We start from the raw sequence: 24,492 nt of genomic DNA, 5'->3' as shown, positions 1-24,492 counted from the left end.
CCTAGTTGCCATGACAGACAATTTCACGCCGGGCGCTTTCGCCGAAGAGCTGGCAGCCGCCGGGATTCCCGGCCATATGCATGACTGGCTGGGCGCGTTCGGTGTCGGCGCACTGGTGGTCAAGATGGGAATCCATTTCCTGGAAATGAGCCCGGAACGCACCGTCGCCACCATGCCGGTTGAGGGCAATACGCAGGTGGCGGGGATCCTCCATGGCGGCGCGCACGTGGTGCTGGCGGAAACCCTTGGCTCGTTCGCCGCAGGCATGCATGCAGGACCGGGACGCCACGCCGTCGGCATTGAGGTCAACGCCACACATCACCGGTCCATCGCCGAGGGCCTGGTGACGGGGACCTGCACGGCGATCCACCTGGGCAGGACCCTGGCCACCCACGAGATCGTCATGACGGATGCCCTGGGGCGCCGCCTTTCGACCGCCCGGATCACCAACATGCTCCGCGACAACGCCGGCTGAGGCGGGCGCGTCAAGACTGCGGATCCGCCCCGGGTCGCAGCAGGTAGCGCAGTTCGACGATGCCCCGGCCCAGCGTGCGGGAAGCAGCCAGCTCCAGCGGCGGGGTGGGGCCCTTCATCGGCAGCAGCCGTTTCCCCTCACCCAGCACCACGGGGATGACCGAGAGGATGATCTCGTCCAAAAGGCCTGCATCGGCGAACTGGGCCGCAAGGTTGCCGCCGCCCACCACCCAGATGTTCAGGTCTCCCGCGGCCTGGCGGAAGTCTGCGATGAACTCCCGCACGTCGCCGCGGACAAATGTGATGTCAGCGCCGTCCGGCGCACGGTGCTCGTGGTGCGTGAAGACGTAACAGGCCGTGCCGGAATACGGCCACGCGCCGGGCTCGTGCTCCATCAGCCAGGCGTAGGTTTCCCCGCCCATGACGATGCAGCCCACCGCGGCCATGAAGTCGTTGTAGCTGTCAGCTCCGCCCTCGAAGCCGTCGAACTGCAGCAGCCAGCCGAGGTCGTCCGTGGGCGTGGCGATGAAGCCGTCAAGGGATGCGGCCACAAAGTACTGGATGCGCTGCATGGCCCCAGCCTAGCCGGTGGGCGCGGCTACTTGGAGAAGTACGGGATGATCAGGTACAGCCCGACGAGGACGGCCACGCCGCACAGCCCAAAGCATACGTACGCCACAGAGCGCTTTACTCCGGGGGACGCCTGCTGGGCGTCAGCGGCGATGGCGGTGAACCGGACCCCCAGCGAATAGAGCGTCACCACAATCGCCGCGGATACGAGGGTGGCGCCTGCAACGGTCAGGAGTTCCAACCACTTCATCGCTGATTCTCCTTGGGGTTGTTGGCCTTGGCGTCGGCCTGCGCTTTGGCTTTTGCTTCAGCCCGGGCGCGCGCCAGGGCCTTCTTCTTGGCGAACCGGACAGCCTGGCCGGCCTCCTCGACCTCCACGGCGTTCTGGTGGCTGACGGAGGACTTGCGTGAGTAGAAGAACATGAACAGCACCGCCCCGGTGCCGGCGATGGCGGCGATAAGGACACCCACGACGCCGGTCTGCACCACCAGGGCGGTCAGGGCGCCGACGATGCCGGCGGCCGGAAGGGTGAAGAGCCATCCCAGCGCGATCTTTCCCACCATGTTCCAGCGGACGGTGGTGCCGCGGCGTCCCATGCCGGAGCCGATGACGGAGCCGGAAGCAACCTGCGTGGTGGAGAGGGCAAAGCCAAGGTGGGAGGAGGCGAGGATGGCGGACGCGGTGCTGGTCTCCGCGGCGAAGCCCTGGGCCGGCTTAACCTCGGTCAGGCCCGAACCCATGGTGCGGATGATGCGCCAGCCGCCGGCGTAGGTTCCGATGGCGATGGCCAGGGCGCAGGCGGTAATTACCCAAAGCTGGGGACCGGAGCCGGGCGCCTGGCTCCCGGCAGCGATCAGGACCAGGGTGATGATGCCCATGGTCTTTTGGGCGTCGTTGGTTCCGTGGGCCAGGGCCACCAGGCTGGAGGTGAAGATCTGGCCGGTACGGAAGCCACCGCGCTTCTGGGTGAGCTTGGTGCCTGTCTCGGGATCGTGGCGTGCCGTGAGGGCGTAGGCCAGGCGGGTGCAGACATATGCGGCGAGGCCTGCAATCAGGGGGGCGAAGACCGCCGGAAGGATGACCTTCTGCAGCAGGCTCTCGAAATTGACCGAGCTGAATCCTGCCCCGACAACCGCCGCGCCGATCAGGCCGCCGAAGAGGGCGTGCGATGAGCTGGACGGCAGGCCCTTCAACCAGGTGATCATGTTCCACAGAACAGCGCCCATCAAGCCGGCAAAGATGATCTGCGGCGTGATCTGCACTCCCCCGGAGCCCTCGCGGATAATGCCGCCGGACACTGTCTTGGCCACTTCGGTGGACAGGAAGGCACCCACCAGGTTCAGGACGGCGGCCAGGGCCACCGCTGTGCGGGGCTTGATGGCACCCGTTGCGATGGGCGTTGCCATGGCGTTCGCGGTGTCGTGGAAGCCGTTCGTGAAGTCGAAAAATAGTGCCAGTCCGATGACCAGCGCCACCATGAAGGTGATATCCACCTGTTGCCCAATCTGCAGAGTCGACGTTCAGCAGTTTCTCGTACCAGGCTGCCTTGGACAGCATAGTTCACCAGCTGTTTGCGTGGAATGACTTGCGGTGTTGGCACAACCGGCGGGAAACCTTATCGATCGTACGCGTCCCCGGCATGAGGTCAAAACACGGGCTGCGCCAGGAAAGAACGGATCCGGTCCAGTTCGGCGGGCGTGATTCCGCGCCGGGGATGGGGCGAGACGGTAAGGATCCGCCGGCCCAGGAACCGTGCCCAGCGCTGCGCTTCCGCCTCGAACGCCAACTGGTCATCCACCCAGGCGACGGCTTCGGGCCTGGTGCTTTCGACGTCGTCCTGGATGGCCCGGAGTTTCCACCAGCCGGTCCCTCCGGCTGCCCCGTCCGCGCTCAGGTACGGCCAGCGGCTGCCCTTCAGTCCGACGGCGGGACACAGGTATTGGGGCGCCAGTTCCTCCCAGCTGGTCAGCCAGACACAACGCAGCCCGGGCGTCCGGGCCAGGGTGTTCAGCCCCGCCACGAGTTCGGCGGCGAACGTGACGGGCAACAGCCCGGCGTCGGCCTGCTGCCAGGGGGAACCCCAGTCGGTGGTTCCCTGGGGGCCGAAGGGGCAGACCACGCCGTCGACGTCCAGGTAAAGCGTGCAGCCCACGCCGCAGCCCCGCGGCAGCTTCAGCCCTGGTGGAACTGTGCCGGGCGGGGGCCCGCATCCAGTTCCGGGGCGATCTTCCCCTCAAGGGCCGCCGGGGTGACGTCAGGGAGGACGATGAGGCCGTCCAGCTCACGCCGGGCCCGTTTGTAGGCTGTTCGTTCTCCCGCGCGCCGCCAGCCGCCTGCCCACTGGCCGGCGAACGCCATCAGCGGAAACATCCACCATTTGTCGGACAGGAACTCCATGAAGGACCTCACCCGTTAATCCTCGCAGTCGCGGGCCCCTCCCTCAAGGAGTGGGCCCGGCCTTGACGGACGGGGGCCGGCGCGGGAAAGCAAGTGACGGCCCGGCGGGCGGTCAGGCGGCCGTCCGGCCAGCCCACCCGCCCGGGGGTCAGGGTGCCGCCGTCGGCTGCGCTGCGTTGACGTTGACCAGCCAGGCGACGCCGAACCGGTCCGTGCACATGCCAAAAACGTCACCCCACGGCGCCTTCTCCATGGGGACGGTCACCGCTCCCCCGTCGCCGCTCAGCTTCTCGTAGTAGCCGCGGAGCTCCACCTCGTTATCGCCGCTGAGCGAGATGGAAATGGAGGACCCCGGGTGGTACTCCATGCTGTTCGGGGTGTCAGCGCCCATGAGCACCAGGCCCTGGGTGGTGGTCAGCATGCCGTGCATGATCTTTTGCGCTTCCGTGGGGTCCTCGCTGGCCTGGAAGTCGGCGAACGTGCTGAGCGTGAGTTCGCCGCCGAAGACGGACTGGTAGAAGTTCATGGCATCGCGGGCGTTGTCACGGAAGCTGATGTAGGGATTGAGGATTGTGGGCATGGCAGGATCTCCTTCACAGGGGCCGGGACTGCTTCGGCCGGGACTCGGCCACTCAACATCCTGCCCCATCCGGAGGCGGGCGGGTAGGGGAAGACTCCCCTGTTCACCCCTCGTTTCAGGGTACGAAACGGTAGCCTGCCCCGGCTTCGGTCAGCAGGTGCCGCGGGTTGCCGGGGTCCTCTTCCAGCTTCCTTCTCAACTGGGCCATGTAGACGCGGAGGTAGTTGACCTCCTTCCGGTAGGACGGCCCCCAGACCTCGGACAGCAACTGCTGCTGCGAGATCAGACGCGACGGGTTCCGGACCAGGATTTCGAGGATGTTCCACTCCGTGGGGGTGAGCCTTACCGGCTGCCCGGCACGCAGGACCTGCCGGGCCACAAGGTCAACGGTGAACCCGGCAGAGCTGACCACGGGGCGGGATTCGGGCTCCGGCACCCTGCGCAGCAGGGCACGCAGCCGTGCCAGCAGTTCATCAAGCCCGAACGGTTTGGTGATGTAGTCGTCGGCGCCGGCGTCCAGTGCGCCCACCTTGTCCGGGGACCCGTGGCGGGCGGACAGGACCAGCACCGGCGCCGCGCTCCAGCGGCGGAGGTTCCGCAGGACTTCGGTCCCGTCCATGTCCGGCAACCCGAGGTCAAGGACCAGCAGATCCGGTGCCTGGCGCGAGGCCGCGGCGAGGGCGGAGGCGCCGTCCACGGCCGTGTCCACGGCGTAGCCGTGCGCTGCGAGCGTGATCCGAAGGGCCTTGAGGAGGTGCGGATCGTCGTCGATGACGAGTACCCGCGCTGCCGGGGGCAGGTTTCCGGTTTTGGTGCCGGCGTGGTTGGCGGTCATGCCGGGCCCGCCGCGGTGGTGGGCTCGCTGCCGCCGGGGTACCCGGCCGCCGGGATACCGGCCGGGATGCCGGTGGAGAGGGGCAGCCGGATCACCATGGTCAGGCCGCCGCCAGGGGTTTCGGCAGCTGTAAGCGTGCCCCGCATGGACTGGATGAAGCCCTGTGCCACTGACAGGCCCAGCCCTATCCCGCTGGACTGCGACCGGTCGTCGAGCCGCTGGAAAGGCCGGAACATGTCCACCACCTTGCGGGCAGGGACCCCGGGTCCATGGTCGGTGATCTGCAGTTCGCCGCAGGGATGGCCGTCAAGGACGCTGCCGTCCGGACCGCCCGCCACCACCACACGGCTTCCGGCCGCGTATTTCAGCGCATTCTCCAGGATGTTGGCGACCACCCGCTCCAGCAGGCCGGGATCGGCGTCCACGGGCGGCATGTTCGCAGGCAGCGCCACCGTCACCGCCCCTGCCGGCAGCCCGCGCAGGGCCGCATCCACCACCTCGGTCCAGCGGACCGGACCCAGCAATGGTTCCACCGACTGGGCGGTGATGCGTGACATGTCCAGGAGGTTGCCCACCAGCAGGTCCAGCCGGTCGGTGCAGGCGTCAATGGTTTCCAGCAGGTCCTGCTGCTCTGCGCGGGTGTAGGAGACGCCGTTCTGCAGCAGTCCCCCGGCGGCCAGCTTGATGCCGGCCAGGGGTGTCCGAAGGTCGTGGGAGACGGCCCGGAGAATCGCGGTCCGCATGATATTGCCCTCGGCGAGTCGGAGGATCTCATTCCTGGTTGCGGCCAGCTGCCGGCGTTCGAGCTGCGCTTTGACGTGCACGGCGAAGGCTGCCAGGAGCCGCCGCCCGGACGGCGGAACCGCCCGGCCCGCCAGCACCAGGAACGTTTCCCCGTCCACCGGTTCAACCGTGGTTCCTGGCCCACCCGGCATCACCGGCCAGCCGGTCGCATCCCCCGCCGCGGCGATCACCTGCCATGCGCCGGGCCCAGGGCCCGCCCCGCCACCGTCGCCCAACCCGCCGTCAGCCAACCCGCCGTCGTCGACCATCACACCGTCCACCATCACGCCCTCCGCCTCTGCCCCGGACGGGGCCCGGCGGGTGACGACGGCGGCACCGTCGGCACCGAAGACGCTGACTGCTTCCGCGAGCAGCCCTTTGAGGTTGTCCTCCTCGCGGGATGCGGCCAGGGCCAGGTCGGCCAGCGTGGCTGCCTCGGCCCGCGCCGTTGACGCCTCCTTGGACCGCCGGGCGGAGCGGTCCACCACCCCTGCCACCGCTACGGCCACGCCGGCAAATACAGCCAGGGACAGGACATCCTGCGGGTCACGGATGGCAAGGTCATACAGCGGCGGGGTGGAGAAATAGTTCACCAGCAGGCTGCTCCACAGCGCACCGGCAACCGCCGGCCACAAGCCGCCAACCAGGGCTACGGCCACCGCGCCCGCCAGTTGGAGCAGTGCCGCCGTGGCAACGCTGTGGTCAAAGACTGCGAGCAGCAACTGCAGGCCTGCGGGCAGGACGGCGGCGAGCGCGAAACCGGCAATGACCCTGCGCCGTCCCAGCCCGGTGCGGCGCTTGCGGCTCCTTGCCGCCACGGGCCGGGGCACCACCTGGACGTCGATGTCCCCTGCCCCGCGCACAACCTTGGCTTCCACGCTTCCACCGGACAGGACGGTGAACCTGCGACGGCTCTGCCCGACAAGGATGTGCGTGGCGCGCGAAGCCCGGGCGTAGTCCAGGAGGGCCGCGGACACGTCGCCGGCGGTCAGCGCGTGGTAGCTCCCGCCCAGCTCCGCCACCTGCCGCCGCTGGGACTCGAGTGCGTGGGGCGATTCGCTCCCGGCACCGGAGGGGGTCCGGACATGGATGGCCAGGATCTCGCCCCCGCCGGCCCGCTCAAGGAGCTTGGCGGCCCGGTGCACCAGGAGGTCTCCGTCGTCGCTGCCGTTGAGGCCGATGACGATGCGTTCCCTAGCCATGACGCATATTCTCCCACCAACGCCCATCCCCGCACGCCAGGGGGCGCCGGAACATGGTGCGGTGGGGCCCCCGGGAACGTAGGCTCGGGGGATGGCCAGATTCTTTGACGTTCATCCCCACGACCCCCAGCCCCGCGCCATCGCGCAGGCAGTGAAGATTATCCGCGACGGCGGCCTGATCGCGTACCCCACGGACTCCTGCTACGCGCTGGGGGCACAGATGGGAAACCGGGAGGCCCTGGACCGGATCAGGAGCATCCGGCACCTGGATGACAAGCACCACTTCACACTGGTGTGCCGGGATTTCGCGCAGCTGGGACAGTTCGTGAACATCGGCAACGACGTCTTCCGGAGCATCAAGGCCGTTACCCCCGGCAGCTACACGTTCATCCTGCCCGCCACCAAGGAGGTTCCCAAGCGGCTGCTCCACCCCAAGAAGAAGACGGTGGGGGTGCGCATCCCGGACAACCGTGTGGTCCAGGCGCTGCTCGCCGAACTGGGCGAGCCGCTGCTGTCCAGCACCCTGCTGCTGCCGGACGAGGAGGAACCGCTGACCGTGGGCTGGGAGATTAAGGAACGCCTGGACCACCAGGTGGATGCCGTGATTGACGCCGGCGACTGCGGCGCCGAGCCCACCACCGTTGTCGACTTCTCCAGCGGTGTGGCCGAGGTTGTGCGCCGCGGCATGGGCGATCCGTCCCGCTTCGAGTGACCACCGGCCGGCCGCGGCGGTGGGTCAGTCCTGCTTGCGCGCCCTGCTGGGCTGCACCCGCGGCGGTTCGCCCGGCATCTTGGGGTAATCGGGCGGGAAGGGCAGTTCTCCCAGGCCGGCCTTGCAGTCACGGTCCCACCACTGCAGCAGGGTGTCGATGGTGCCGGGAGCGGCACTGAAGTCCGCCCACGGGTCACCCACCGTCTTCAGCCGCTCCGGCACGGTAAGGATGGTGAAGTTCTTCGGATCCGCGGTTTCCAGTTCATCCCAGCCCAGCGGGCAGGACACGGGGGCGTGCGGGAGGGCACGCGGGCTGTAGGCTCCGGCGATGGTGCGGTCGCGGTTGGCCTGGTTGAAGTCCAGGAACACCCGCTGGCCGCGTTCTTCCTTCCACCAGGCCGTGGTCACCTTGTCCGGGATGCGCCGTTCCACTTCCCGGGCGGCGGCAATGACGGCGTGGCGGACGTCCAGGAACTCGCGGGTGGGTTCGATCGGGGCGTAAACGTGCAGGCCCCGGTTCCCGGAGGTCTTGATGAAGCAGGTGAGCCCGGCCTCGCCAAGGACTTCCTTCAGCACCAGGGCGGCCGGGACGGCGTCATCGAAGTCGGTGCCGGGCTGCGGGTCGAGGTCGATGCGCAGCTGGTCGGGGTTGTCAGTGTTTTCGGCGCGCGAAGGCCAGGGGTGGAACACCACCGTGTTCATCTGGACGGCCCAGACGGCGGCCGCAGGCTCGTCGAACACAAGCTGGGGGTGGGACCGGGCACTGGGGTAGACAACTTTGACGGAGCGGATGAAGTCCGGCGTGCCCTTGGGCGGGTTCTTGGAGAAGAACATCTCGCCGTCGATGTTGCCCGAATACCGCTGAAGTGAGACGGGCCGGTCCCCGTTGGCGGCGATGAACGCCTCCCCCACATCGCAGATGTAGTTCACCAGGTCCAGCTTGGTGAGGCCCAGGTCCGGCCAGAGAACGCGGCTGGGACTGGAAATGCGCATGTCGCGCGGTCCGTTGGGGCCTTGCACGGTGATGGTGGTCTGTTCACTCGCCATGGGGACAACGTACACCCCGCCAACGGCAGGGATGGGTACATCCGCCACCCTCCGGCATGATGGACCCATGCCAGCATCCGATGAGCAGCTCACCGTCGCCGTGGGGGACGCCTCGTTTTCCGCCGTTTACGCCCGCCCTGCAGATGCCACCGCCACCGTGGTGGTGGCACACGGCGCCGGCGCCGGCATGGAGCACCCTTTCCTTCACGGCTTCACCGATGCCCTGAACAGCCTGGGCCTGGCCACCCTGCGCTTCAATTTCCCCTACCGCGAGGCGGGGCGGAAGTTCCCTGACCGTCCTCCCATGGCCCTCGCCGCCTGGCGGGCCGCCATGGCCGCCGCGCGGGCGCAGGCAGACGCCCACGGTGACCGCGGCCCCGTGTGGGCGGCGGGCAAGTCGTTCGGGGGGAGGATGGCGTCCATGGCTGCAGCCGAAGGCATGGACGTGGCGGGGCTGGTCTACCTGGGCTATCCCCTGCACGCTCCCGGGAAGCCGGAGAAGCTCCGGGATGAACACCTGTACGGGCTGGGCGCCCCGATGCTGTTCCTGCAGGGAACCCGGGACACGTTTGCCACACCGAGGATCCTTGAGGATGTGGTCTCCCGGATCGGCCCCAACGCCGTGCTCCAGTGGGCGGAGGGCGGTGACCACTCCTTCGCGGTGGCGGGAAAGAAGCGGCCGGCCGGGGAAGTTGGCGCATCCCTGGCAGCCCCTGTGGCCGCGTTCATCGCAGCGCACAGCTAAGGAGGCGCCCCTCCCCGCATATGCCGGTCCGTGGCATGACAGGGGCGCCCGGGGCAAGGCTACCGGCGTTGCTTGGTGCGTGCGGTGGCGGGGGCCGTCCAGGGGTCCTCGGGCCAGGGGTGTTTGGGGTAGCGGCCGCGCATTTCGCCCCGGACCTGGGTGTACGGGCCGGACCAGAAAGAGGTCAGGTCATCCGTCACGGCGAGGGGCCGCCGGGCCGGGGAGAGCAGGTGGAACAGGACCGGTACGCGCCCGTCCACAAGCCGCGGGGACTCGGCGAGTCCGAAACACTCCTGCAGTTTCACAGCGACGACGGGCGCCGCACCATCATCGCCCGGTTCCGGATAATCGATCCGGATGCGGGAGCCGCTGGGGACCTCAAGGCTTTCGGGGGCCAGCTCACTTAGCCGGGCCGCTTCCGGCCAGGGCAGGAGGCGGCGCAGGGGGTCCGCCAGGTCCAGGGAGGCCAACGGTTTCCCGGCCGCAAGGTCCTCCAGTTCGGGCCCCAGCCACTCTTCCAGCCGCTCCAGCAGCGCGGTGTCCGACATATCCGGCCAGGGCCCTCCCAGCTGGCGGTGCAGGAACGCGAGCCTGCGCCGGAAGGAAGCCGCCGCCGTCGACCAGGGCAGGGCCGCCAGCCCCTGGGACTGCAATGCGACCGCCACGGCCCTCCGTCCCTGTTCGGCGCTGGGGCGTACCGGCGTGGCCGAGAGCATGATGGCACCCAGCCGCCGTGTCCTGCGCGCGCTCAGCCGGCCTCCGCTGAAGTCCGCTTCCACCGTGTCTGCCAGCAGGTGCGACGCCGCCGTTTCGGCCATGGTGGCGGCCAGGGGTGCGGCGGCCCGGATCACGGCGCCGGTGCCCCCCGCGTCCCGGCCCGAGGCCCGGGACACTTCGGCCACGGCCAGCCACTCGTGGCCTGACAACGTGCTGCCCGCGGGCAGGCCTGCCCGGGTGCCGGATGTCAGCAGGTACTGTCCTGCCCCCTCGCTGCCCGGCACGCGGCGGCCTATGCGGTCGGGAAACGCGAGGGCGACGACGGCGCCCACCGCGTCGGAGCCTCCCGCGGCGCCGGAGGAATCCGGCAGGGCGACCTCGCCTTTCCGCTGCGCCATGGCAGCCAGCCGCCTGGACTCCTCCGCCCAGCGCTTCCCCGCCGGGCCTTTGTCCGCGCGGAGCTGCGCCAGCAGCCTGGGCAGGTCGCCGCCAGGTGCGCGGTGGTCTCCGGAGACCGCGGCCACCACTTCGGCGGCGAGCCGGCGGCCGGTGGAGGCGCCGCCGTCGAGCAGTGCCCGGGCCAGCCGGGGATCGGCGGGGATTGCAGCGAGGGCCCGGCCCGCGGCCGTCACCTGCCCGTCGTCCGATACCGCGCCCAGTTCCCGGAGTACCTCGACGGCGTCGTCCATGGCCAGGCGGGGCGGCGCGTCCGGGAGCGCGAGGCCCTTCCCGCCGGGCGCTCCCCAGCATGCCAGGGTGAGGGCGGCGCCGGTCAGGTCTGCCACGTTGATTTCCGGGGTGACGTGGGCCGGAGCCGCACCGTAGGCCTGCTGGGTGTAGCAGCGGACCACCTGCCCCGGACCCTGCCGTGCGGCGCGGCCGGCGCGTTGCTCTGCCGACGCCCGGGAGCAGGAGACCGTGACCAGCCCGCTCATGCCGCGGCCTGAGTCGCGCCGCGGTTCCCGGGTCAGGCCGGAGTCGACCACCAGCCGGACGCCGGGCACCGTCAGGGAGGACTCGGCAAGATCGGTGGAGGCTATGATCCGCGGGGGATCTCCGGGGTTCCGCCCGGACACGGCCCGGTCCTGCTCCGATGCCGCCACCTGGCCGTGAAGTTCCAGCACCTCTACGCTGCGGCCCAGCCGGCCGCGGAGCGCCGCGGCCACGTGCGAGACTTCCCTGGCGCCCGGAAGGAACACGAGGGCATCCACGGCGTTGTCCGCGGTGAGTGCACGGGCATGGGCGTCCGCCGCTGCCGCTGCAACGTGGTCCAGGAAGGCAGGCGCCACTCCCCTGGCGTCCAGCCGCGCCGCCGGTGCCGGGAGCCACTGCACTTCCAGCGGATAATTCACTGAAGCGCAGCCGACCACGGGTGCCGGGCCGCCGCCGTCGGAATCGGCCAGCAGCGCCGCGAAGCGGGTTGCGTCCAGCGTTGCGGACATGGCGACGACGGCGAGGTCACCGCGCAGCGCCCGGACCTCCGCGACCATGCCGACCAGGAGGTCCGTTTCCAGGCCGCGCTCGTGCACTTCGTCCAGGACGACGGCGGCCGTCCCCTCGAGCGCGGGATCTGCCAGCAGCCGGCGCAACAGGATGCCCGGGGTGACAAACTCAACCCGGGTGGCCGGGCCCGCCTGGCGTTCCCCGCGCACCGTGTAGCCCACGCGGCCGCCAAGGCCACTGCCGTCCAGGGCGGAGAGGCGGCGGGCGGCGGCCCGGGCGGCAACCCTTCGGGGCTGGGTGACGATGACGCGGCCGGACCGGCCATACAGATTGGCGAGCAGCGGCGGAACGAGCGTGGTTTTGCCGGTGCCCGGCGGAGCCTGGACAACGGCGGCGCCGCTTTTCATTGCCTGCTGCAGTGCGGGCAGGGAGCCTTGGAAGGCCAGACCGGCACCGATGGCAGCAAGGTCGAAGGCACCGGCAGCGGGGTTGCCGTCAGGAGGGATCACCCGTCCATTCTGCCTTGGCGGGCAAGCGCTCCTCCGCCCGGGTCAGGGTTTGCCTTGGCTCCGGCCTTTGCCTTTGGCTTCCTTTGCGGTGTCCGACCGTTGTGAACCGGGCGCTTCCGGGGCGGGGGCAGGGGCCGGGGCGACGGCCTCAACAACCGGGGCCACCGGGCTGGGCCCGGTCCCGGTGGTGTCTGCCAGGGCAGGTGCCGGGGCGCCGGCGGCCGGCTCCGCGGCCGGCGATGCCGTGGCGGCCGCAGCTGCCACCTGCGTGGCGATATCCGCCCGGACGGCCGACAGCGCGTCCTCGATGCCGCGGTAGCGGGCAGCCGAAACACGGCCTGCTGCCGCTGCTTCGCCAAGGTCCTTTTCGAGCGCCTGCAGGGCGGCCAGCGCCCCGTCCATCCTGTTCTCGGAGGCAGCTTGGCTGATGCTCAGCACGCGGATCTGGAAACCTCGCAGTACGTCGTCGTCCGTGCCGCCCGGGCGGACGGCTGCCGCGCCAGCGACGAGGCATGCAACCACGGCGCAGCACAGGATGATCAGGGCGCGGACCCGGCGGCGGGGTGCGGGAGTGGACGCCTCCGCCGGAGCGGGTCCCGCCGGTTTCTCCGGCTCAGGCCGCATGCCTGCCCCGCATCGGAAGGGTGGACGCGGAACGCACGGGCAGTACCGTCACAGTGGCGGTATCAACTGCGGGCGCCGGCACCGCAGCCACGCGCACCGGAGAGGCCGGCCGCGCCATGAGGACGCGGGCTGCGGTTCGGAGGGCGGTGGCGATCAACAGGCCAATGCCAATTCCGAGGAGGACGTGGCCGGCCAGGTAGTGCTGGGCCGCTCCGGGGCCACCTGCCGCCGCCACCGCAGCACCGCCCAAGGTCAGCGCCAGTGACAGGGCCGTACCAAATATTGCGCCCATGGCTCCTGCTCCCATCCCATTTAATCAGCAAGCTTACTAGTAATGCTCAGTAAGCTTACTACCACATGGGCCGGAAGCAAGAGTGGGAGGGGCCGGGGAGGCGGAGCAGCAGTCAGCCTGCCGCTTCGAGCAGGTGCCCGGCCGGCGCGAGTCCGGCGTACCGGCCCTTGAAGAACAGCAGGGGCTCGGCGTCGCCCCGCGCGTGGAGGTGCCGCACGGCAGCCACCACAATGGTGTGGTCACCGCCGTCGTACTCTGCATGGAGGTCGCAGTCGATCCAGGCGAGCGCGTTCTCCAGGACCGGATTCCCCAGCGGCGAGGGGGTGTGGGCGACTCCCGCGAACCTGTCCGTTCCCGGGCGGGCAAACTGTCCGGCGAGGTGCTGGTGTTCCGCGGGGAGGATGTTGACGGTGAAGGAACCGGCCCTCCGCAGCACCGGCCACGTGCTCGATGTGCGTGCCGGGCTGAAGGTCACGAGCGCCGGTTCCAGCGACAGGGAGGCAAAGGACTGGCAGGTGAAACCCACGGGCCCTCCGGGGGTGGAACCGGTGACCACGGTCAGGCCGCTGGCGAATGTTCCGAAGATATCCCGAAGCCGGCGGGGAGCGAGATCTGAAGTGACTGTCATGGAGTGGCCCTCTCGTCTGGATCGTTACCTCACCAAACCACCAGCCGGCCGGGCCGCTCAAGCCGCCCGAAACACGCAGACGCGTACCGCAACGAAAGGTCACGGCCGTACATCCGGCGTCATCGGTTCCGGGCCGTTATGCCGGCTGCGCCCGCTGGTCCAGCGCGGCGAGCAGCCGGCGGACGGAGCCGCCGAGGTTCCAGTCGATGGCCAGCCGCTCAAGTTCGGCGCGCCGGTCACCCGTCACCGGCTGCAGCAGGGCGCCCGCCTGCTCAAGGGTGGGCAGCTCGAGGTCGCGCACCAGGCGGACGACGGCGGGAGCTGCTTCGAGGTACGCGGCAGCGGCGGAGAGTTTGGCCCGGACGGGACCGGACACGCCGCCGTCGTCGTCTTCCGCAGCAGCCAGCAGCCGTTCCAGGGTGCCGTACTTGAGCAGCAGGGATGCCGCCGTCTTCTCGCCGATCCCGGCCACGCCGGGCAAGCCGTCGGAGGCGTCGCCGCGCAGCGTGGCGTAATCGGCGTACTGCTGCGGGAGGACCTTGTACTTGGCCACGACGGTTTCTTCGGTGATGACTTCGAGGTTCTTCATGCCGCGGGCTGTGTAGATCACCCGGACCTTCCGGTCGTCGTCGCAGACCTGGAACAGATCCCGGTCGCCCGTAACGACGTCCACGGGAAGGCCTGCCTGGCTGGCGTAGGTGCCCACGACGTCGTCGGCCTCATGTTCCGCTCTTCCCACAATGGCGATGCCGGCCAGCTCCAGCACGCGGCGGATCATAGGCAGCTGCGCTTCCAGGCCCTCAGGCACCACTTCGACGTCGGTGCCGCCGGGGACCGCCTGCGCCACCCGGTGGGCTTTGTAGGTGGGGATCAGGTCCACCCGCCACTGCGGCCGCCAGTCATCGTCCCAGCAGGCCACCAGGTGGGTGGCCGCGTAGTCGGTACTGAGCCGGGCAATCATGTCCAGCAGACCGCGGACGGCATTGACCGGAGTGCCGTCCGGGCGGCGGATGGTGTCCGGCAGGCCGTAGAAGGCGCGGAAGTACAAGGAGGCAGTGTCGAGCAGCATGAGGCGCTGGGGCATACCTCGATCCTCACACGGAAATGGCCACCCGGGCAGTAGCCGCGATCTCCGCCGTGGCGCCTGGAAGGACTGGGCAGGGATTCCCAGTCCCGGGAGGCCCCGGCCTGCCTGCTCGAACCGGACATGCTGCGTACGGTTCAGCCGGACGTCGGGGTGCCAAGGGCGCCGGTCACGGTTGCCCGGTGCCGGGCGGGCCGGTGAGTACCGTGGGAACGTACTCCAGCAGCTGGAGCCTGCCGTCAAACGTCCTGCTCTGCACCATGTCCAGCCGGACGTCGGGATATCCGTCGAAGATCCGCTCCCGCCCGGTGGCGCCGGTAATGACGGGGAAGACCACCAGCCGGAACCGGTCCACGAGGCCCGCCACCAGCAACGACCGTGCCAGGCTGATGCTGCCCAAGGTACTCAGGGGTCCCGTTCCCCTGCGCTTCAGCTCGCGGACCGCATCAACCGCGTCCCCGGTTACCAGGGTCGAGTTCGGCCAGTCCAGGGGAGACTGCAGCGAGGAAGAGAACACGATTTTCGGTACTGCGGACAGCCCCGTGAGGCTGGCGCCCTCCTCCTCGGAAAAACCGGACCGGTTCGCCGCGGCCTGCGCAGACATGCCGTACATCAGCCGGTACGTATTCGCGCCCAGGAGGAAGGTGTAGTTGTTCGCCGATTCCTGGTCCAGCCAGGCAAGGTATTCGGGCCCCTCCAGTCCCCACCACCCGGGCCAGCCCTCTGCGGAGGCGTAACCGTCCAGCGAAATGATCAGGTCCACCATCAGGGGTGCCTGGGACGGTTCGGCAGGTGTGGCGCCCATGGCCGGCTCCTTGGACTGATCGGCGTTGATTTGGCGGCAATGCTATGCCCGCCAGGGCGGAGGTACAAGGGTCCGGCCCTTTCATCAGCCCTGCCGCAGGCGTAGCGTCTATTGCGCCGGAACCGTCGTAGCCGTCTAAGGAGCGGACATGGCTGGATGGAATGCAGACACAGCGGCGGGGCCTGTGGGCGCAGGGACCGTGACCCTGGTCGAAGGCTCATGTTTTTGTATCTCCGCAGCCAATGGTGATATCCACCCGGACCTGCCCCACGGCGTCTTCCATGAGGACACCCGCATCCTGTCGGGGTGGAGCATGACGGTGAACGGCCAGCCCCTTGAGCCGTTGGCGGCGGAGACGAAGGAACCCTACCGGGCACTGTTCATCGGCCGCGTTCCCCGGGCAGACGGGTATGCGGACAGCCCCTTGATCGTGGAGCGGCTGCGGGAAGTGGCGGCCGGAGTGGTTGAGGAGATTACGATCCGCAACTATTCCGGCAACCCCGTTGAATGCAGCATCTCCGTCGGTGTCGATTCGGACTTCGCCGATCTGTTCGAGGTGAAGGAGGCGAGGGTCCAGCGGCGGTGGGACGTCACCCGCGGAGCCGACGGCGATTCCCTGATTATCAGCGCGGCCTGGCAGGACCTGCGGAAAGCTGTCCTGGTCAGGGGACGCGGCGCCGTCGCCTCCGCCGGCGCACTCACATACCGCGCCGTGGTTCCCGGATACGGCCAGTGGAGCACGCGGTTGAGCGTGGCACCGGCAGGGCAGCACAACGTTACGCGCCCCGCCGGGCACGGGGTGTCACCGAGTGACCGGAGGCACCAGGAATGGGTTGCCAAAATCCCCAGGCTGCAGATGGCGAACCGGTCCATTGAACGCACGCTGCGGCGCAGCTATGACGACCTCGGCGCGCTCCGGATCGAGGACCCTGAGCATCCGGAACGGATAGTGGTGGCGGCCGGTGCCCCATGGTTCATGACCCTGTTCGGGCGTGATTCGCTGTGGGCTTCGGAGATGGCCCTGCCCGTGGACCCGTCCCTGGCATTGGGCACCCTGCAGACGCTGGCGGACCGGCAGGGCAAGGTAGTGGACCCGATGAGCGAGGAGGAACCCGGGAAGATCCTGCACGAAGTCCGGTTGGGCGTGTCCTCCGGGCTGGCGCTTGGCGGCAAATCCATCTACTACGGCAGCGTGGACGCCACCCCGCAGTTTGTGATGACCCTGGCATCGGTCAGCCGCTGGGGGTTCGGAAAGGACGCCATAGCCGCCCTCCTGCCCAACGCCGACCGGGCCCTGGACTGGGTCCGGACCTACGGCGACAAGGACGGCGACGGGTTCGTTGAGTACCAGCGCCTCAACGACCAGGGCCTTATCAACCAGGGGTGGAAGGACTCCTGGGACGGGATCAATTTCGCGGACGGAACCATTGCCGAGCCGCCCATCGCGCTTTGCGAGGTGCAGGCTCTGGTCTACTCAGCGCTGCTGTCCCGGGCATGGATGGCGTACGACGCCGGGGACGCGCCGTTGGCTGCCCGGCTCACCGCCGAGGCGGCGCAGTTGAAGAAAAGGTTCAATGAGGAATTCTGGCTGCCGGAACGTGGCTACTTCGCCGTTGCCCTGGACGGCCGCAAGCGGCCGGTTGATGCCTGCGCCTCGAATATGGGGCAGTGCATGTGGCACGGGATCGTTGACGATGACAAGGTGCCGCTGGTGGCTGAACGGCTGATGTCGCCGGAGATGTTCAGTGGCTGGGGTGTCCGGACCCTGGCCTCAAATATGGGGGCCTACAACCCGGCCAGCTACCACAACGGTTCAGTCTGGCCGCATGACAATGCCATTATTGCGGCCGGACTGATGCGGTACGGATTCGTCGAGGAGGCGCAGAGAATCGCCAGCGCCCTGCTCGAAGCCGCGGATTTTTCCGGCGGCCGGCTGCCGGAGTTGTTCTGTGGCTTCAGCCGCGAGCAGGTAGCCGAGCCGGTGCCCTACCCCACGGCCTGCTCCCCTCAAGCCTGGGCGGCCACCGCGCCGATCATGCTGATCACCTGCCTGATGCGGTACGACGCCCACGTCTCCCGTGGTGGTTTTTGGATGGATCCGGCGCTGCCCCAGTCCTACGGGAACCTGCACATCACCAACGCTCCCCTGGCCGGAGGCCGGATCACCATCGACATCAAAGACGGCGAACCTGCGGTGCAGGGCTTGCCGGAGGGCCTGACGTTCCACCGCGAACACCGGCCCTGGCTGACCGAGCTCATCTCCCAGGCCGGACTGGACGCCAAAAGCTAAACATCCCAGTCGCCGTCGGCGTAGGCGCTGCGGACGTGGGCGCGCAGGTACTCCCCCACCACGGCAGCTCCAAGGCCGCCCACTTCGGGCGCCACAACCCGGCCGTCCACGCGCTGGGCCAACCGCTGGATGAACCGCTCCAGGCCGGGGTCGTTGCCCAGGCGGAAAAAGGTGGCCTGGACGCCGGCGCGGCCAAGGCGGTCCAGTTCGGCAACCGTGGCGCGGATGGTCTCGGCGTCCGGCGGCCAGTTGAACCAGGAGTCCCCGTCGGGCAGGAGGTGCGCCGTGGGTTCGCCGTCCGTGACCACCAGCAGGACGGGCTGCATGGACGGGTGCCGGCGGAAGAAGCGGCCGGCCAGCAGCAGGCCGTGGTGCAGGTTGGTTCCCTGTTCGCGGAGGGCGGGCAGCGCCGTGAGTTCTCCGATGTCCATGGCCTGCGCGTAGCGGCCGAAGGTGATCAGCTCCAGCCGGTCACCGCGGAAGCGGGTGGACACCAGGTGGTGCAGTGCGAGCGCGGTCCGCTTCATGGGAACCCATCGTCCTTCTGCAGCCATGGAGAAGGACACGTCCACCAAAAGGGCCACGGCGGCCTGCGTGCGGGCCTCCGTTTCCGATACTTCGATGTCGCCGACGGCGAGGCGCAGTCCCCGGGCCGGGTCACCGCCGTCGGCCATGGTGCGCCGGATGGCGTTGGTCATGGTGCGGGTGACGTCCCACGGCTCGGCGTCCCCGAACTCCCACTGCCGGCTCGAGCCCGTCTGTTCTCCTGCGGCCCCGGCCATCCTGGTGTCCCTGCTTCCCTGCCGGCCGGACAACTGCCTGGCAGCATCACGGAGCAGGGACTTCCCAAGCCGCCGCATGGCCTGCGGGGACAGCCTGAGGTCGCCGTCGGCGCCACGCCGCAGGTAGCCGCCGTCCTGCATGGCCCGCTCGATCTCCGCGAGGGTACGCGCACTTACGGCCGCGTTTTCGCCAAGCTGGCGGGTGAGCGCGTCCAGGTCCAGGTCATCAAGGCGGGAGCCGTTGTAGGACTGGGAGAGCTGTTCGGACAGTTCGTCGAGTTCGGCGATGTCCTGCAACACCCCGGTGCCGTCCCCCAGTCCCAGGCCTTCCTGCCCTTCAAACCGTTCCGAGCCTGTCCAGTCCTCCCCCGGGCGGAGGGCCTGGAGGGTGGCGTCGAGTTCGCTGAGCTGGGCCATCAGTTCGGGCGAGCCGAAGGCCTGGGCGGAGAGCCGCATCAGCTCACCGCGCTGCTCCGGGGACATCGACTGCAGGAGCCGCTGGGCGGCGGCGGCGCGCTGGGCGAGGGCGTCCACCAGCTCCTCCACCGACTCCGGGTTCTCCGGAAAGAACTGGCCGTGTTTGGCCATGAAGTCCTGGAAGTCGGCGTCGGTGTCCTCCCCGCGCCGGTGCTTGCCCAGTAGTTCGTTCAGGTCCCGGAGCATGTCATTCACTGCCTGCCGGTCCTCATCGGTGGCGCTCTCCAGCGCCTGCTTCATGCCGGCGAAGCGCTGCTCAAGGACTTCCCGGCCCAGCAGGTCCTTGATGTGTTCGTAGGCCTCACGTGCTGCGCTCGATTGCCAATCGTAGGACGCCAGCTCATTGACCGCCGCAGCCGTGGAGGGTGGGAGGTTCTGCAGCTGCATCTCCCGGAAGGCACGGTCGGTGTTGTCCATCATGGCGTCCCGCGCCAGTTGCTTGCGCTCCTCCAGCACCGCGGTGTCCAGGAGCTTCTTTACTTCGTCCAGGGTGCCGTCCAGCCGGTGCCGGCTGAGCAGGCCGCGGCGCCGATGCTGGACGCGCCGGGCAAGGTCATCCAGGCCGTCCCGGTTCCGGCCGCCGCGCCGCAGGAATTCCTGCAGGGCGTGGCGGGGCGAGTAGCCGGCCATGACGTCTTCGGCGACGGCGTCAAGCGCCTCGGCCAGGTCGACCGGCGGGGCGAGCGGGTCCGGGCCGCCGGTATACCGGCCGTACTTGGCGGACCGCTTGTGGATGGCCATGGTGCCTCCTGAGCCTAGCCGTAGATGGTTTCCTCGTCGTCGGATTCCTTGGAGATCCGGCGGCCCAGGTACAGCCCTTCAAGGGCCAGTTCGACGGCGGCGGCGAGCTGTCCGTCATTCGCCGCGCCCAGGCGCCGCCCGATTTCGTCGTACAGCCCCGAGCCGTTCAGCGACGGGAGGTTGCCCAGGAACTCCTGCGCCGTGACCTGTTCACCCGTGGTGACGGTCCGGTGCCCATCCAGGGCGGCCACGAGCGGACCCATGTCCAGACCCTGGAAGTGCGCGCGGACAGCTTCCGCAGTGGCGGTGCGCAGGAGGTGGTCAAGGACACCCTGCTCCCGCCCTTCCTCGCCGGATTCGAACTCGATCTTGCCCGTCAGCACCTCCACTGCTGGCTCCAGGTCGATGATGCGGGCCACCGCCTGCTCCTCCCCCCGCAGGCTGGCCCGCCGCAGTGCCGCCGCGGCCACCGTCTCCGCCCCGGCGATGGCGAACCGGGCCGAAACGCCGGACGTCTGGTTGATGGCGGGCGACTCCCGCAGCGCCCGGGTATACCTTGCTAGGATCTCCAGGATGAACGGGGGGACGTCCGCAACGAGCCGGCCCTCCTGCCGGATGACCGCTACTTCGTCTTCCAGTTCGATGGGGTAGTGGGTCCGGATCTCCGCACCGAAGCGGTCCTTCAGCGGGGTGATGATGCGCCCGCGGTTGGTGTAGTCCTCCGGGTTTGCTGATGCCACCACCAGCACGTCGAGCGGGAGCCGCAGCACGTAGCCGCGGATCTGGATGTCCCGTTCCTCCATGACGTTGAGCATGGCCACCTGGATGCGTTCAGCCAGGTCCGGGAGCTCGTTGATGGCGATGATGCCGCGGTTGGAGCGTGGGATCAGCCCGTAGTGGATGGTTTCCGGGTCCCCCAGGCGGCGTCCCTCGGCCACCCGCATCGGATCCACGTCACCAATCAGGTCAGCGACCGACGTGTCCGGGGTGGCGAGCTTCTCCACGTAGCGCTCCGAACGGTGCCGCCAGGCCACCCGCAGCCGGTCCCCCTCCGTCAGTGCCCGGGCACGGGACTGTTCGGTGATCGGGTCAAAGGGATGCTCGTTCAGCTCCGAATCCTCGATCACCGGCGACCACTCGTCCAGCAGTCCGGCCAGGGTACGGAGCAGGCGGGTTTTGCCTTGCCCGCGCTCACCCAGCAGGACAACGTCATGGCCGGCGAGCAGGGCCCGCTCGAGCTGCGGAATCACCGTCCGGCTGAAGCCGTACAGGCCCGGCCAGGGGTCACGTCCGGCAGCAAGGGCGGCGAGGAGGTTGTCGCGGATTTCGTGCCTTAGGTCCTTGTGGACGTATCCTGCCGCACGCAGTTCACCAACGGTGTAGATATCGGGGCGATCAGTCACTCCTCTACGGTAAGCCCCGCCTTGCGGCTAATCGATAGATTCCTCCAGATTCCTGTGGGACCCCGGGCCTCGCAGGCTCGGCACGGGGCCCCCTCGCGGCTACCGCTTGCCGCTCCCCGCGCCTCGCAGGCTCGGCACGGGGCCCCCTCGCGGCTACGCTTAGACCCAATGACACAGAGCACATTAATCCTCCTGGTGCGGCACGGCGAGACCCCCACCACCGGCACCGTCCTGCCGGGGCGGGCCCCGGGCCTGCATCTTTCCGGGCGCGGCCGCACGCAGGCTGAAGCTGTTGCCGAACGCCTTGCGGGCCTGCCCGTCGACGCGCTCTATTCGTCACCCCTGGAGCGGGCACGGGAGACAGCGGAGCCCACGGCCGCCCGCACCGGCCGGACGGTCACGGAAGAAGCCGGGCTTTTGGAATGCGATTTCGGTGACTGGACCGGCGCCGCGCTCGCCGGGCTTGCGGGCCTGCCGGAGTGGCAGACTGTCCAGCACAACCCGTCGGCGTTCCGCTTCCCCAACGGCGAGGGCTTTTCCGGAATGCAGGCGCGGATGGTCGGGACGCTGGAGGATCTCCGGGCCGCCCACCATGGTGGCGTCGTGGTCTGTTTCTCCCATGCCGATCCCATTAAGGCGGCCGTGGCACACGCGCTGGGCACCCACCTGGACCTTTTCCAGCGGATCATGATCAGCCCGGCGTCGGTCTCGGTGATCTCCTATGCGGACGGCCAGGCGCCGGCGGTGCTCACGGTGAATTCGATGTCGGAGCCCCTGAGCGGGCTGAGGGCGCCGTGATGCCATCCGGTCCGGCACGGAACGACTGGCCGCGGGACGCGGCGGCACGGGGCATGCGGTGTCCGGGCGGGAGCTGACCCTCCTCACCGAGGGCCGCGTGGAGCTGCTGGGCCGCATCATGAGCGGCAGCAATGCCACGTTCCTCGCGGAGCTCTCCTGCGGTGACGATTCCGCCTGGGCCGTCTACAAGCCGGAGGCAGGAGAGCGGCCCCTGGCGGATTTCGACGCCGGCCTGTACCGCCGGGAGCGCGCCGCGTACCTGCTGAGCGAAGCGCTGGGCTGGGGAATGGTGCCGCCCACGGTGGTCCGCACGGATGCCCCGCTTGGAGTGGGGTCGCTGCAGTGGTTCATCGAGGGCGACCACGAGGAACACTACTTCACCCTGTACGCTGACTCCCCGGAAACCCACGACGAACTGGCCCGGATGGCCCTGTTCGACTACGTGGCCAACAACACGGACCGCAAAAGCGGGCATGTCCTGCGCGGAGCGGACGGCCGCATCTGGGGCATTGACCACGGCCTGTGCTTTTCCGCCGCCTTCAAGCTGCGCACGGTGATCTGGGACTTCGCCGGCGAGCCGATCCCGGACAACCTGCTGGCGGACATCAGTCCCCTGGCGGACACTGTTCCGGCTGACGTGGCAGCGCTGCTCCATCCCGCCGAGGTGGTTGCCCTGCAACGCAGGGTCCAGCGGATGCTGCAGGAGATGGTGCTGCCCGTTGACCACACCGGCCGGCGCTATCCCTGGCCGCTGATCTAGGCGCCCCAGGTCCGGGTGTTTAGGTTCAGGCGGCGGGCCTGCGCGGGTCCTGGCGCCCTTCCAGCGCAGCCGCGGCCGCCGGCGCCGCCTGCTCAAGGTACGCGCCGATGTGGTCCAGCAGGTAGTGCTGCCCAAGCACTGTGGGATGGTCGCCGTCCGGGCCAATCAGGTCATCAAAGTCATCGCTGATCCACCCCTCGGCGATCGGGTCCACGTACTCACCGCCCGCCCGCGCAGTGGCAGTCCTGAGTTGGTCGCTGATATCCAGGAGCCCGGGGTCAGGGTCCGTGGTGTACGAAGGCGGCCCCACCACAATGATCCTGGCGTCCGGGGCAAGGGCTTCTGCCCTGTCCATGGCGGCGAGGGCCGCGTCGCCGACGTCGGCAGAGGCGTAGCCGAGGTCGTTTTCCGAGCCGAAGAAAACCACGATCCCGGTGTCAGGGGTGACGTAATCATCCACCTGCGTGCCGAAGGTTCCGTTGTAGTCGCCCAGGCTGAGGTAGCCGCTTCCATCCTCGGCTGCGTTGACCACCTCAAGGCCCGCCACCTCCGGGTCCGTCCGCATCAACGCCGGCCACGCCTGCTGCGGCGACGTGCCGTGACCGGTGCTCAGCGAGTCCCCCACCACCACAACGCGGACGGGGGGCGCCGCCGTGGCCGGGGGCTGGGTCCGGGCTGCACTTCCCGACGTCACGGCCAGGAGGAGGGCAGCCACACCGGCAGTCACCAGCCGACCGGGATGCCCGTGCAGCAGCGCACTGTCCTGCATGGCACCTCCTCCTGCCTGGATTTCCGGGTGGCCGGGGAATTGCCCGCCGGCCGTTTTTTCTTCTTGTCCGTGTCCCATCGTAGGCAATTGTGGGAATACTTTAGGGCCAAGGTGACCAGGATCAACAGGATGCACAGCGACTGCACAGGAACCTTTAGGGCATTAGGTACCCTGGTGGCCGCCGTCCGGGGTCAGGCCGGGCGGCGCCGACCAGGCTGCACTGCAGCCGCGGGCTACGCTGTATCCGTGCAGCGGCAGGCAACCGGGTGGAATCCCGCAACCAAAATTTCCGAGCAGGCGCCCGGCGTCTACTTCGCCGAAGGGCCGGCCTCCAACTGGATCGTGGTGCGGGACCCTTCCGGGTTCATCCTTCTCGACAGCGGCTACCCCGGTGACCGCAGCAACGTCCTTGCCTCGATCCGCCATCTGGGCCTGGAACCGGCCAACGCCCTTGCCCTGCTGGTCACGCATGGACATGTGGACCACACGGGCACTGCCGCCTTCTTCTCCGAAACATTCGGAACCCCGGTCCTGTGCGCCCCCGGGGAGCTGGCCCACGTCCAGGGTAAGGAGAAGCACCAGGTCACCTTCGGCCAGGTCATCCGCCGGGCCTGGAAGCCGCGCATCTTCCGCTGGATGGTGCACGTCATCAGGGCGGGTGCCCTGGGTGCCAAGCCAGTGCCGGCGGCCGAAGCGTGGGACGCTGACAGGCTCCGGGCCCTGCCTGGCCGGCCCGTTGCCGTACCAGTGCCCGGCCATACGCCAGGCAATGCAGCCATCCACCTGCCCGGGGCGGGTGCCATCGCCGTGGGCGACTGCTTCGTCAGCGGCCACCCGATCAGCCGGACTTCCGGACCGCAGATGCTGCACCCGATGTACCACGCAGATCCGGCCGCAGCCGAAGCCGCCCTGCAGAACCTGGCCGGGTTGGAATCCCCGGTTGTCCTTCCGGGCCACGGACCTGCCCTGCGCGCCCCGCTGGCGGAAGCGCTGGCGGTTCTCGGGTACCGCGGCTAGAACTTCC

25 protein-coding genes are annotated in these 24,492 nt (G+C 68.9%); 7 read left to right on the top strand and 18 right to left on the bottom strand.

The features are described from left to right. The first annotated feature begins 10 nt into the window (after window positions 1-10). Window positions 11-475, top strand: coding sequence for a hotdog fold thioesterase (locus tag LDO22_RS02755; RefSeq protein ID WP_159632082.1), 465 nt, complete (start codon window positions 11-13; stop codon window positions 473-475). A 10-nt stretch (window positions 476-485) separates the two neighbouring features. Here the strand turns inward: LDO22_RS02755 and LDO22_RS02750 are convergent, their stop codons facing one another. The 8 genes from LDO22_RS02750 to LDO22_RS21755 form a co-directional block, all read right to left on the bottom strand. Further along, on the bottom strand, window positions 486-1,046 hold the full coding sequence (locus LDO22_RS02750) for a dihydrofolate reductase family protein (RefSeq protein ID WP_224026022.1): 561 nt from the start codon (window positions 1,044-1,046) through the stop codon (window positions 486-488). A 26-nt stretch (window positions 1,047-1,072) separates the two neighbouring features. Next, window positions 1,073-1,294, bottom strand: a complete 222-nt coding sequence (locus LDO22_RS02745; protein ID WP_159632084.1) for a hypothetical protein — start codon at window positions 1,292-1,294, stop codon at window positions 1,073-1,075. Then, window positions 1,291-2,538 (bottom strand): inorganic phosphate transporter, encoded by a 1,248-nt coding sequence (locus LDO22_RS02740; RefSeq protein ID WP_159632085.1) that lies wholly within the window; start codon window positions 2,536-2,538, stop codon window positions 1,291-1,293. The genes LDO22_RS02745 and LDO22_RS02740 overlap by 4 nt, the downstream gene beginning before the upstream one ends. Before the next feature lie 152 nt (window positions 2,539-2,690). Next, complete coding sequence (locus tag LDO22_RS02735) at window positions 2,691-3,197, bottom strand: HAD domain-containing protein (protein WP_224026021.1); 507 nt, start codon at window positions 3,195-3,197, stop codon at window positions 2,691-2,693. A gap of 20 nt (window positions 3,198-3,217) precedes the next feature. After that, window positions 3,218-3,454 carry a hypothetical protein gene (locus LDO22_RS02730; RefSeq protein WP_224026020.1) on the bottom strand — a complete coding sequence of 79 codons (237 nt, stop codon included), beginning with the start codon at window positions 3,452-3,454 and terminating at the stop codon, window positions 3,218-3,220. 136 nt (window positions 3,455-3,590) lie between these two features. After that, the gene (locus LDO22_RS02725) at window positions 3,591-4,022 is read right to left on the bottom strand and encodes a VOC family protein (RefSeq protein ID WP_159632087.1); all 432 of its coding nucleotides are present in this window, start codon (window positions 4,020-4,022) and stop codon (window positions 3,591-3,593) included. 115 nt (window positions 4,023-4,137) lie between these two features. Next, the gene (locus LDO22_RS02720; RefSeq protein WP_159632088.1) at window positions 4,138-4,857 is read right to left on the bottom strand and encodes a response regulator; all 720 of its coding nucleotides are present in this window, start codon (window positions 4,855-4,857) and stop codon (window positions 4,138-4,140) included. After that, complete coding sequence (locus tag LDO22_RS21755) at window positions 4,854-6,842, bottom strand: DUF4118 domain-containing protein (protein WP_263422192.1); 1,989 nt, start codon at window positions 6,840-6,842, stop codon at window positions 4,854-4,856. The genes LDO22_RS02720 and LDO22_RS21755 overlap by 4 nt, the downstream gene beginning before the upstream one ends. A gap of 91 nt (window positions 6,843-6,933) precedes the next feature. Here LDO22_RS21755 and LDO22_RS02705 point away from each other — a divergent pair, with 91 nt between their 5' ends. Beyond that, window positions 6,934-7,554: an L-threonylcarbamoyladenylate synthase gene (locus tag LDO22_RS02705; protein ID WP_141160539.1), complete on the top strand. Its 621-nt coding sequence runs from the start codon at window positions 6,934-6,936 to the stop codon at window positions 7,552-7,554. Between the two features lie 24 nt (window positions 7,555-7,578). On the opposite strand, the gene ligD is transcribed toward LDO22_RS02705, so the two are convergent. Continuing rightward, window positions 7,579-8,601, bottom strand: coding sequence for a non-homologous end-joining DNA ligase (ligD, locus tag LDO22_RS02700; protein WP_224026019.1), 1,023 nt, complete (start codon window positions 8,599-8,601; stop codon window positions 7,579-7,581). Between the two features lie 67 nt (window positions 8,602-8,668). Here ligD and LDO22_RS02695 point away from each other — a divergent pair, with 67 nt between their 5' ends. Then, window positions 8,669-9,346 carry an alpha/beta family hydrolase gene (locus tag LDO22_RS02695; protein WP_224026018.1) on the top strand — a complete coding sequence of 226 codons (678 nt, stop codon included), beginning with the start codon at window positions 8,669-8,671 and terminating at the stop codon, window positions 9,344-9,346. Window positions 9,347-9,405: 59 nt separating this feature from the next. On the opposite strand, the gene hrpB is transcribed toward LDO22_RS02695, so the two are convergent. From hrpB to LDO22_RS02665, 6 genes are all read right to left on the bottom strand, one after another. Beyond that, a complete protein-coding gene (gene hrpB, locus LDO22_RS02690; protein WP_224026017.1) occupies window positions 9,406-12,015 on the bottom strand; it encodes an ATP-dependent helicase HrpB in 2,610 nt (869 codons plus the stop codon). Between the two features lie 42 nt (window positions 12,016-12,057). Beyond that, complete coding sequence (locus LDO22_RS02685; RefSeq protein ID WP_224026016.1) at window positions 12,058-12,639, bottom strand: hypothetical protein; 582 nt, start codon at window positions 12,637-12,639, stop codon at window positions 12,058-12,060. Further along, complete coding sequence (locus LDO22_RS02680; protein ID WP_159632093.1) at window positions 12,629-12,931, bottom strand: hypothetical protein; 303 nt, start codon at window positions 12,929-12,931, stop codon at window positions 12,629-12,631. The genes LDO22_RS02685 and LDO22_RS02680 overlap by 11 nt, the downstream gene beginning before the upstream one ends. Window positions 12,932-13,043: 112 nt before the next feature. After that, window positions 13,044-13,559, bottom strand: coding sequence for a flavin reductase family protein (locus LDO22_RS02675; RefSeq protein ID WP_224026015.1), 516 nt, complete (start codon window positions 13,557-13,559; stop codon window positions 13,044-13,046). Between the two features lie 136 nt (window positions 13,560-13,695). Beyond that, window positions 13,696-14,643 (bottom strand): 5'-3' exonuclease, encoded by a 948-nt coding sequence (locus LDO22_RS02670; RefSeq protein WP_224026014.1) that lies wholly within the window; start codon window positions 14,641-14,643, stop codon window positions 13,696-13,698. Between the two features lie 169 nt (window positions 14,644-14,812). Continuing rightward, the gene (locus tag LDO22_RS02665) at window positions 14,813-15,448 is read right to left on the bottom strand and encodes a dihydrofolate reductase family protein (protein ID WP_159632096.1); all 636 of its coding nucleotides are present in this window, start codon (window positions 15,446-15,448) and stop codon (window positions 14,813-14,815) included. A gap of 148 nt (window positions 15,449-15,596) precedes the next feature. On the opposite strand from LDO22_RS02665, the gene LDO22_RS02660 reads away from it, so the two are divergent. Beyond that, the gene (locus tag LDO22_RS02660; protein ID WP_224026013.1) at window positions 15,597-17,738 is read left to right on the top strand and encodes a glycogen debranching N-terminal domain-containing protein; all 2,142 of its coding nucleotides are present in this window, start codon (window positions 15,597-15,599) and stop codon (window positions 17,736-17,738) included. On the opposite strand, the gene LDO22_RS02655 is transcribed toward LDO22_RS02660, so the two are convergent. Further along, on the bottom strand, window positions 17,735-19,738 hold the full coding sequence (locus LDO22_RS02655; protein ID WP_224026012.1) for a VWA domain-containing protein: 2,004 nt from the start codon (window positions 19,736-19,738) through the stop codon (window positions 17,735-17,737). The genes LDO22_RS02660 and LDO22_RS02655 overlap by 4 nt on opposite strands. A gap of 14 nt (window positions 19,739-19,752) precedes the next feature. Continuing rightward, on the bottom strand, window positions 19,753-21,141 hold the full coding sequence (locus LDO22_RS02650) for a sigma 54-interacting transcriptional regulator (protein ID WP_159632099.1): 1,389 nt from the start codon (window positions 21,139-21,141) through the stop codon (window positions 19,753-19,755). Between the two features lie 168 nt (window positions 21,142-21,309). Here LDO22_RS02650 and LDO22_RS02645 point away from each other — a divergent pair, with 168 nt between their 5' ends. Together LDO22_RS02645 and LDO22_RS02640 are read left to right on the top strand one after the other, a co-directional pair. Continuing rightward, window positions 21,310-21,939 (top strand): MSMEG_4193 family putative phosphomutase, encoded by a 630-nt coding sequence (locus LDO22_RS02645; RefSeq protein ID WP_224026011.1) that lies wholly within the window; start codon window positions 21,310-21,312, stop codon window positions 21,937-21,939. Window positions 21,940-21,997: 58 nt separating this feature from the next. Continuing rightward, window positions 21,998-22,699, top strand: a complete 702-nt coding sequence (locus LDO22_RS02640; protein ID WP_159632101.1) for an SCO1664 family protein — start codon at window positions 21,998-22,000, stop codon at window positions 22,697-22,699. A gap of 25 nt (window positions 22,700-22,724) precedes the next feature. Here LDO22_RS02640 and LDO22_RS02635 read toward each other — a convergent pair whose 3' ends face one another. Continuing rightward, on the bottom strand, window positions 22,725-23,468 hold the full coding sequence (locus LDO22_RS02635; RefSeq protein ID WP_159632102.1) for an SGNH/GDSL hydrolase family protein: 744 nt from the start codon (window positions 23,466-23,468) through the stop codon (window positions 22,725-22,727). Window positions 23,469-23,714: 246 nt separating this feature from the next. On the opposite strand from LDO22_RS02635, the gene LDO22_RS02630 reads away from it, so the two are divergent. Then, window positions 23,715-24,485: an MBL fold metallo-hydrolase gene (locus LDO22_RS02630; RefSeq protein WP_224026010.1), complete on the top strand. Its 771-nt coding sequence runs from the start codon at window positions 23,715-23,717 to the stop codon at window positions 24,483-24,485. The last annotated feature ends 7 nt before the right edge of the window (window positions 24,486-24,492 follow it).

The organism is Arthrobacter sp. NicSoilC5 (genome assembly GCF_019977395.1).
Classification (GTDB): domain Bacteria; phylum Actinomycetota; class Actinomycetes; order Actinomycetales; family Micrococcaceae; genus Arthrobacter.
Note: the sequence above shows the minus strand (reverse complement) of the source record. Positions and strands in the feature narration are given on the sequence as shown.

Coding starts and splice junctions, on each gene's coding strand:
- LDO22_RS02655 (WP_224026012.1), bottom strand. CDS start 19,738: ATGGCCATCCACAAGCGGTCCGCCAAGTACGGCCGGTATACCGGCGGC.
- LDO22_RS02660 (WP_224026013.1), top strand. CDS start 15,597: ATGGCTGGATGGAATGCAGACACAGCGGCGGGGCCTGTGGGCGCAGGG.
- LDO22_RS02755 (WP_159632082.1), top strand. CDS start 11: ATGACAGACAATTTCACGCCGGGCGCTTTCGCCGAAGAGCTGGCAGCC.
- LDO22_RS02705 (WP_141160539.1), top strand. CDS start 6,934: ATGGCCAGATTCTTTGACGTTCATCCCCACGACCCCCAGCCCCGCGCC.
- LDO22_RS02745 (WP_159632084.1), bottom strand. CDS start 1,294: ATGAAGTGGTTGGAACTCCTGACCGTTGCAGGCGCCACCCTCGTATCC.
- LDO22_RS02680 (WP_159632093.1), bottom strand. CDS start 12,931: ATGGGCGCAATATTTGGTACGGCCCTGTCACTGGCGCTGACCTTGGGC.
- LDO22_RS02720 (WP_159632088.1), bottom strand. CDS start 4,857: ATGACCGCCAACCACGCCGGCACCAAAACCGGAAACCTGCCCCCGGCA.
- LDO22_RS02695 (WP_224026018.1), top strand. CDS start 8,669: ATGCCAGCATCCGATGAGCAGCTCACCGTCGCCGTGGGGGACGCCTCG.
- LDO22_RS02635 (WP_159632102.1), bottom strand. CDS start 23,468: ATGCAGGACAGTGCGCTGCTGCACGGGCATCCCGGTCGGCTGGTGACT.
- LDO22_RS02645 (WP_224026011.1), top strand. CDS start 21,310: ATGACACAGAGCACATTAATCCTCCTGGTGCGGCACGGCGAGACCCCC.
- LDO22_RS02750 (WP_224026022.1), bottom strand. CDS start 1,046: ATGCAGCGCATCCAGTACTTTGTGGCCGCATCCCTTGACGGCTTCATC.
- LDO22_RS02670 (WP_224026014.1), bottom strand. CDS start 14,643: ATGCCCCAGCGCCTCATGCTGCTCGACACTGCCTCCTTGTACTTCCGC.
- ligD (WP_224026019.1), bottom strand. CDS start 8,601: ATGGCGAGTGAACAGACCACCATCACCGTGCAAGGCCCCAACGGACCG.
- LDO22_RS02675 (WP_224026015.1), bottom strand. CDS start 13,559: ATGACAGTCACTTCAGATCTCGCTCCCCGCCGGCTTCGGGATATCTTC.
- LDO22_RS21755 (WP_263422192.1), bottom strand. CDS start 6,842: ATGGCTAGGGAACGCATCGTCATCGGCCTCAACGGCAGCGACGACGGA.
- LDO22_RS02665 (WP_159632096.1), bottom strand. CDS start 15,448: ATGGGCGCCACACCTGCCGAACCGTCCCAGGCACCCCTGATGGTGGAC.
- LDO22_RS02725 (WP_159632087.1), bottom strand. CDS start 4,022: ATGCCCACAATCCTCAATCCCTACATCAGCTTCCGTGACAACGCCCGC.
- LDO22_RS02685 (WP_224026016.1), bottom strand. CDS start 12,639: ATGCGGCCTGAGCCGGAGAAACCGGCGGGACCCGCTCCGGCGGAGGCG.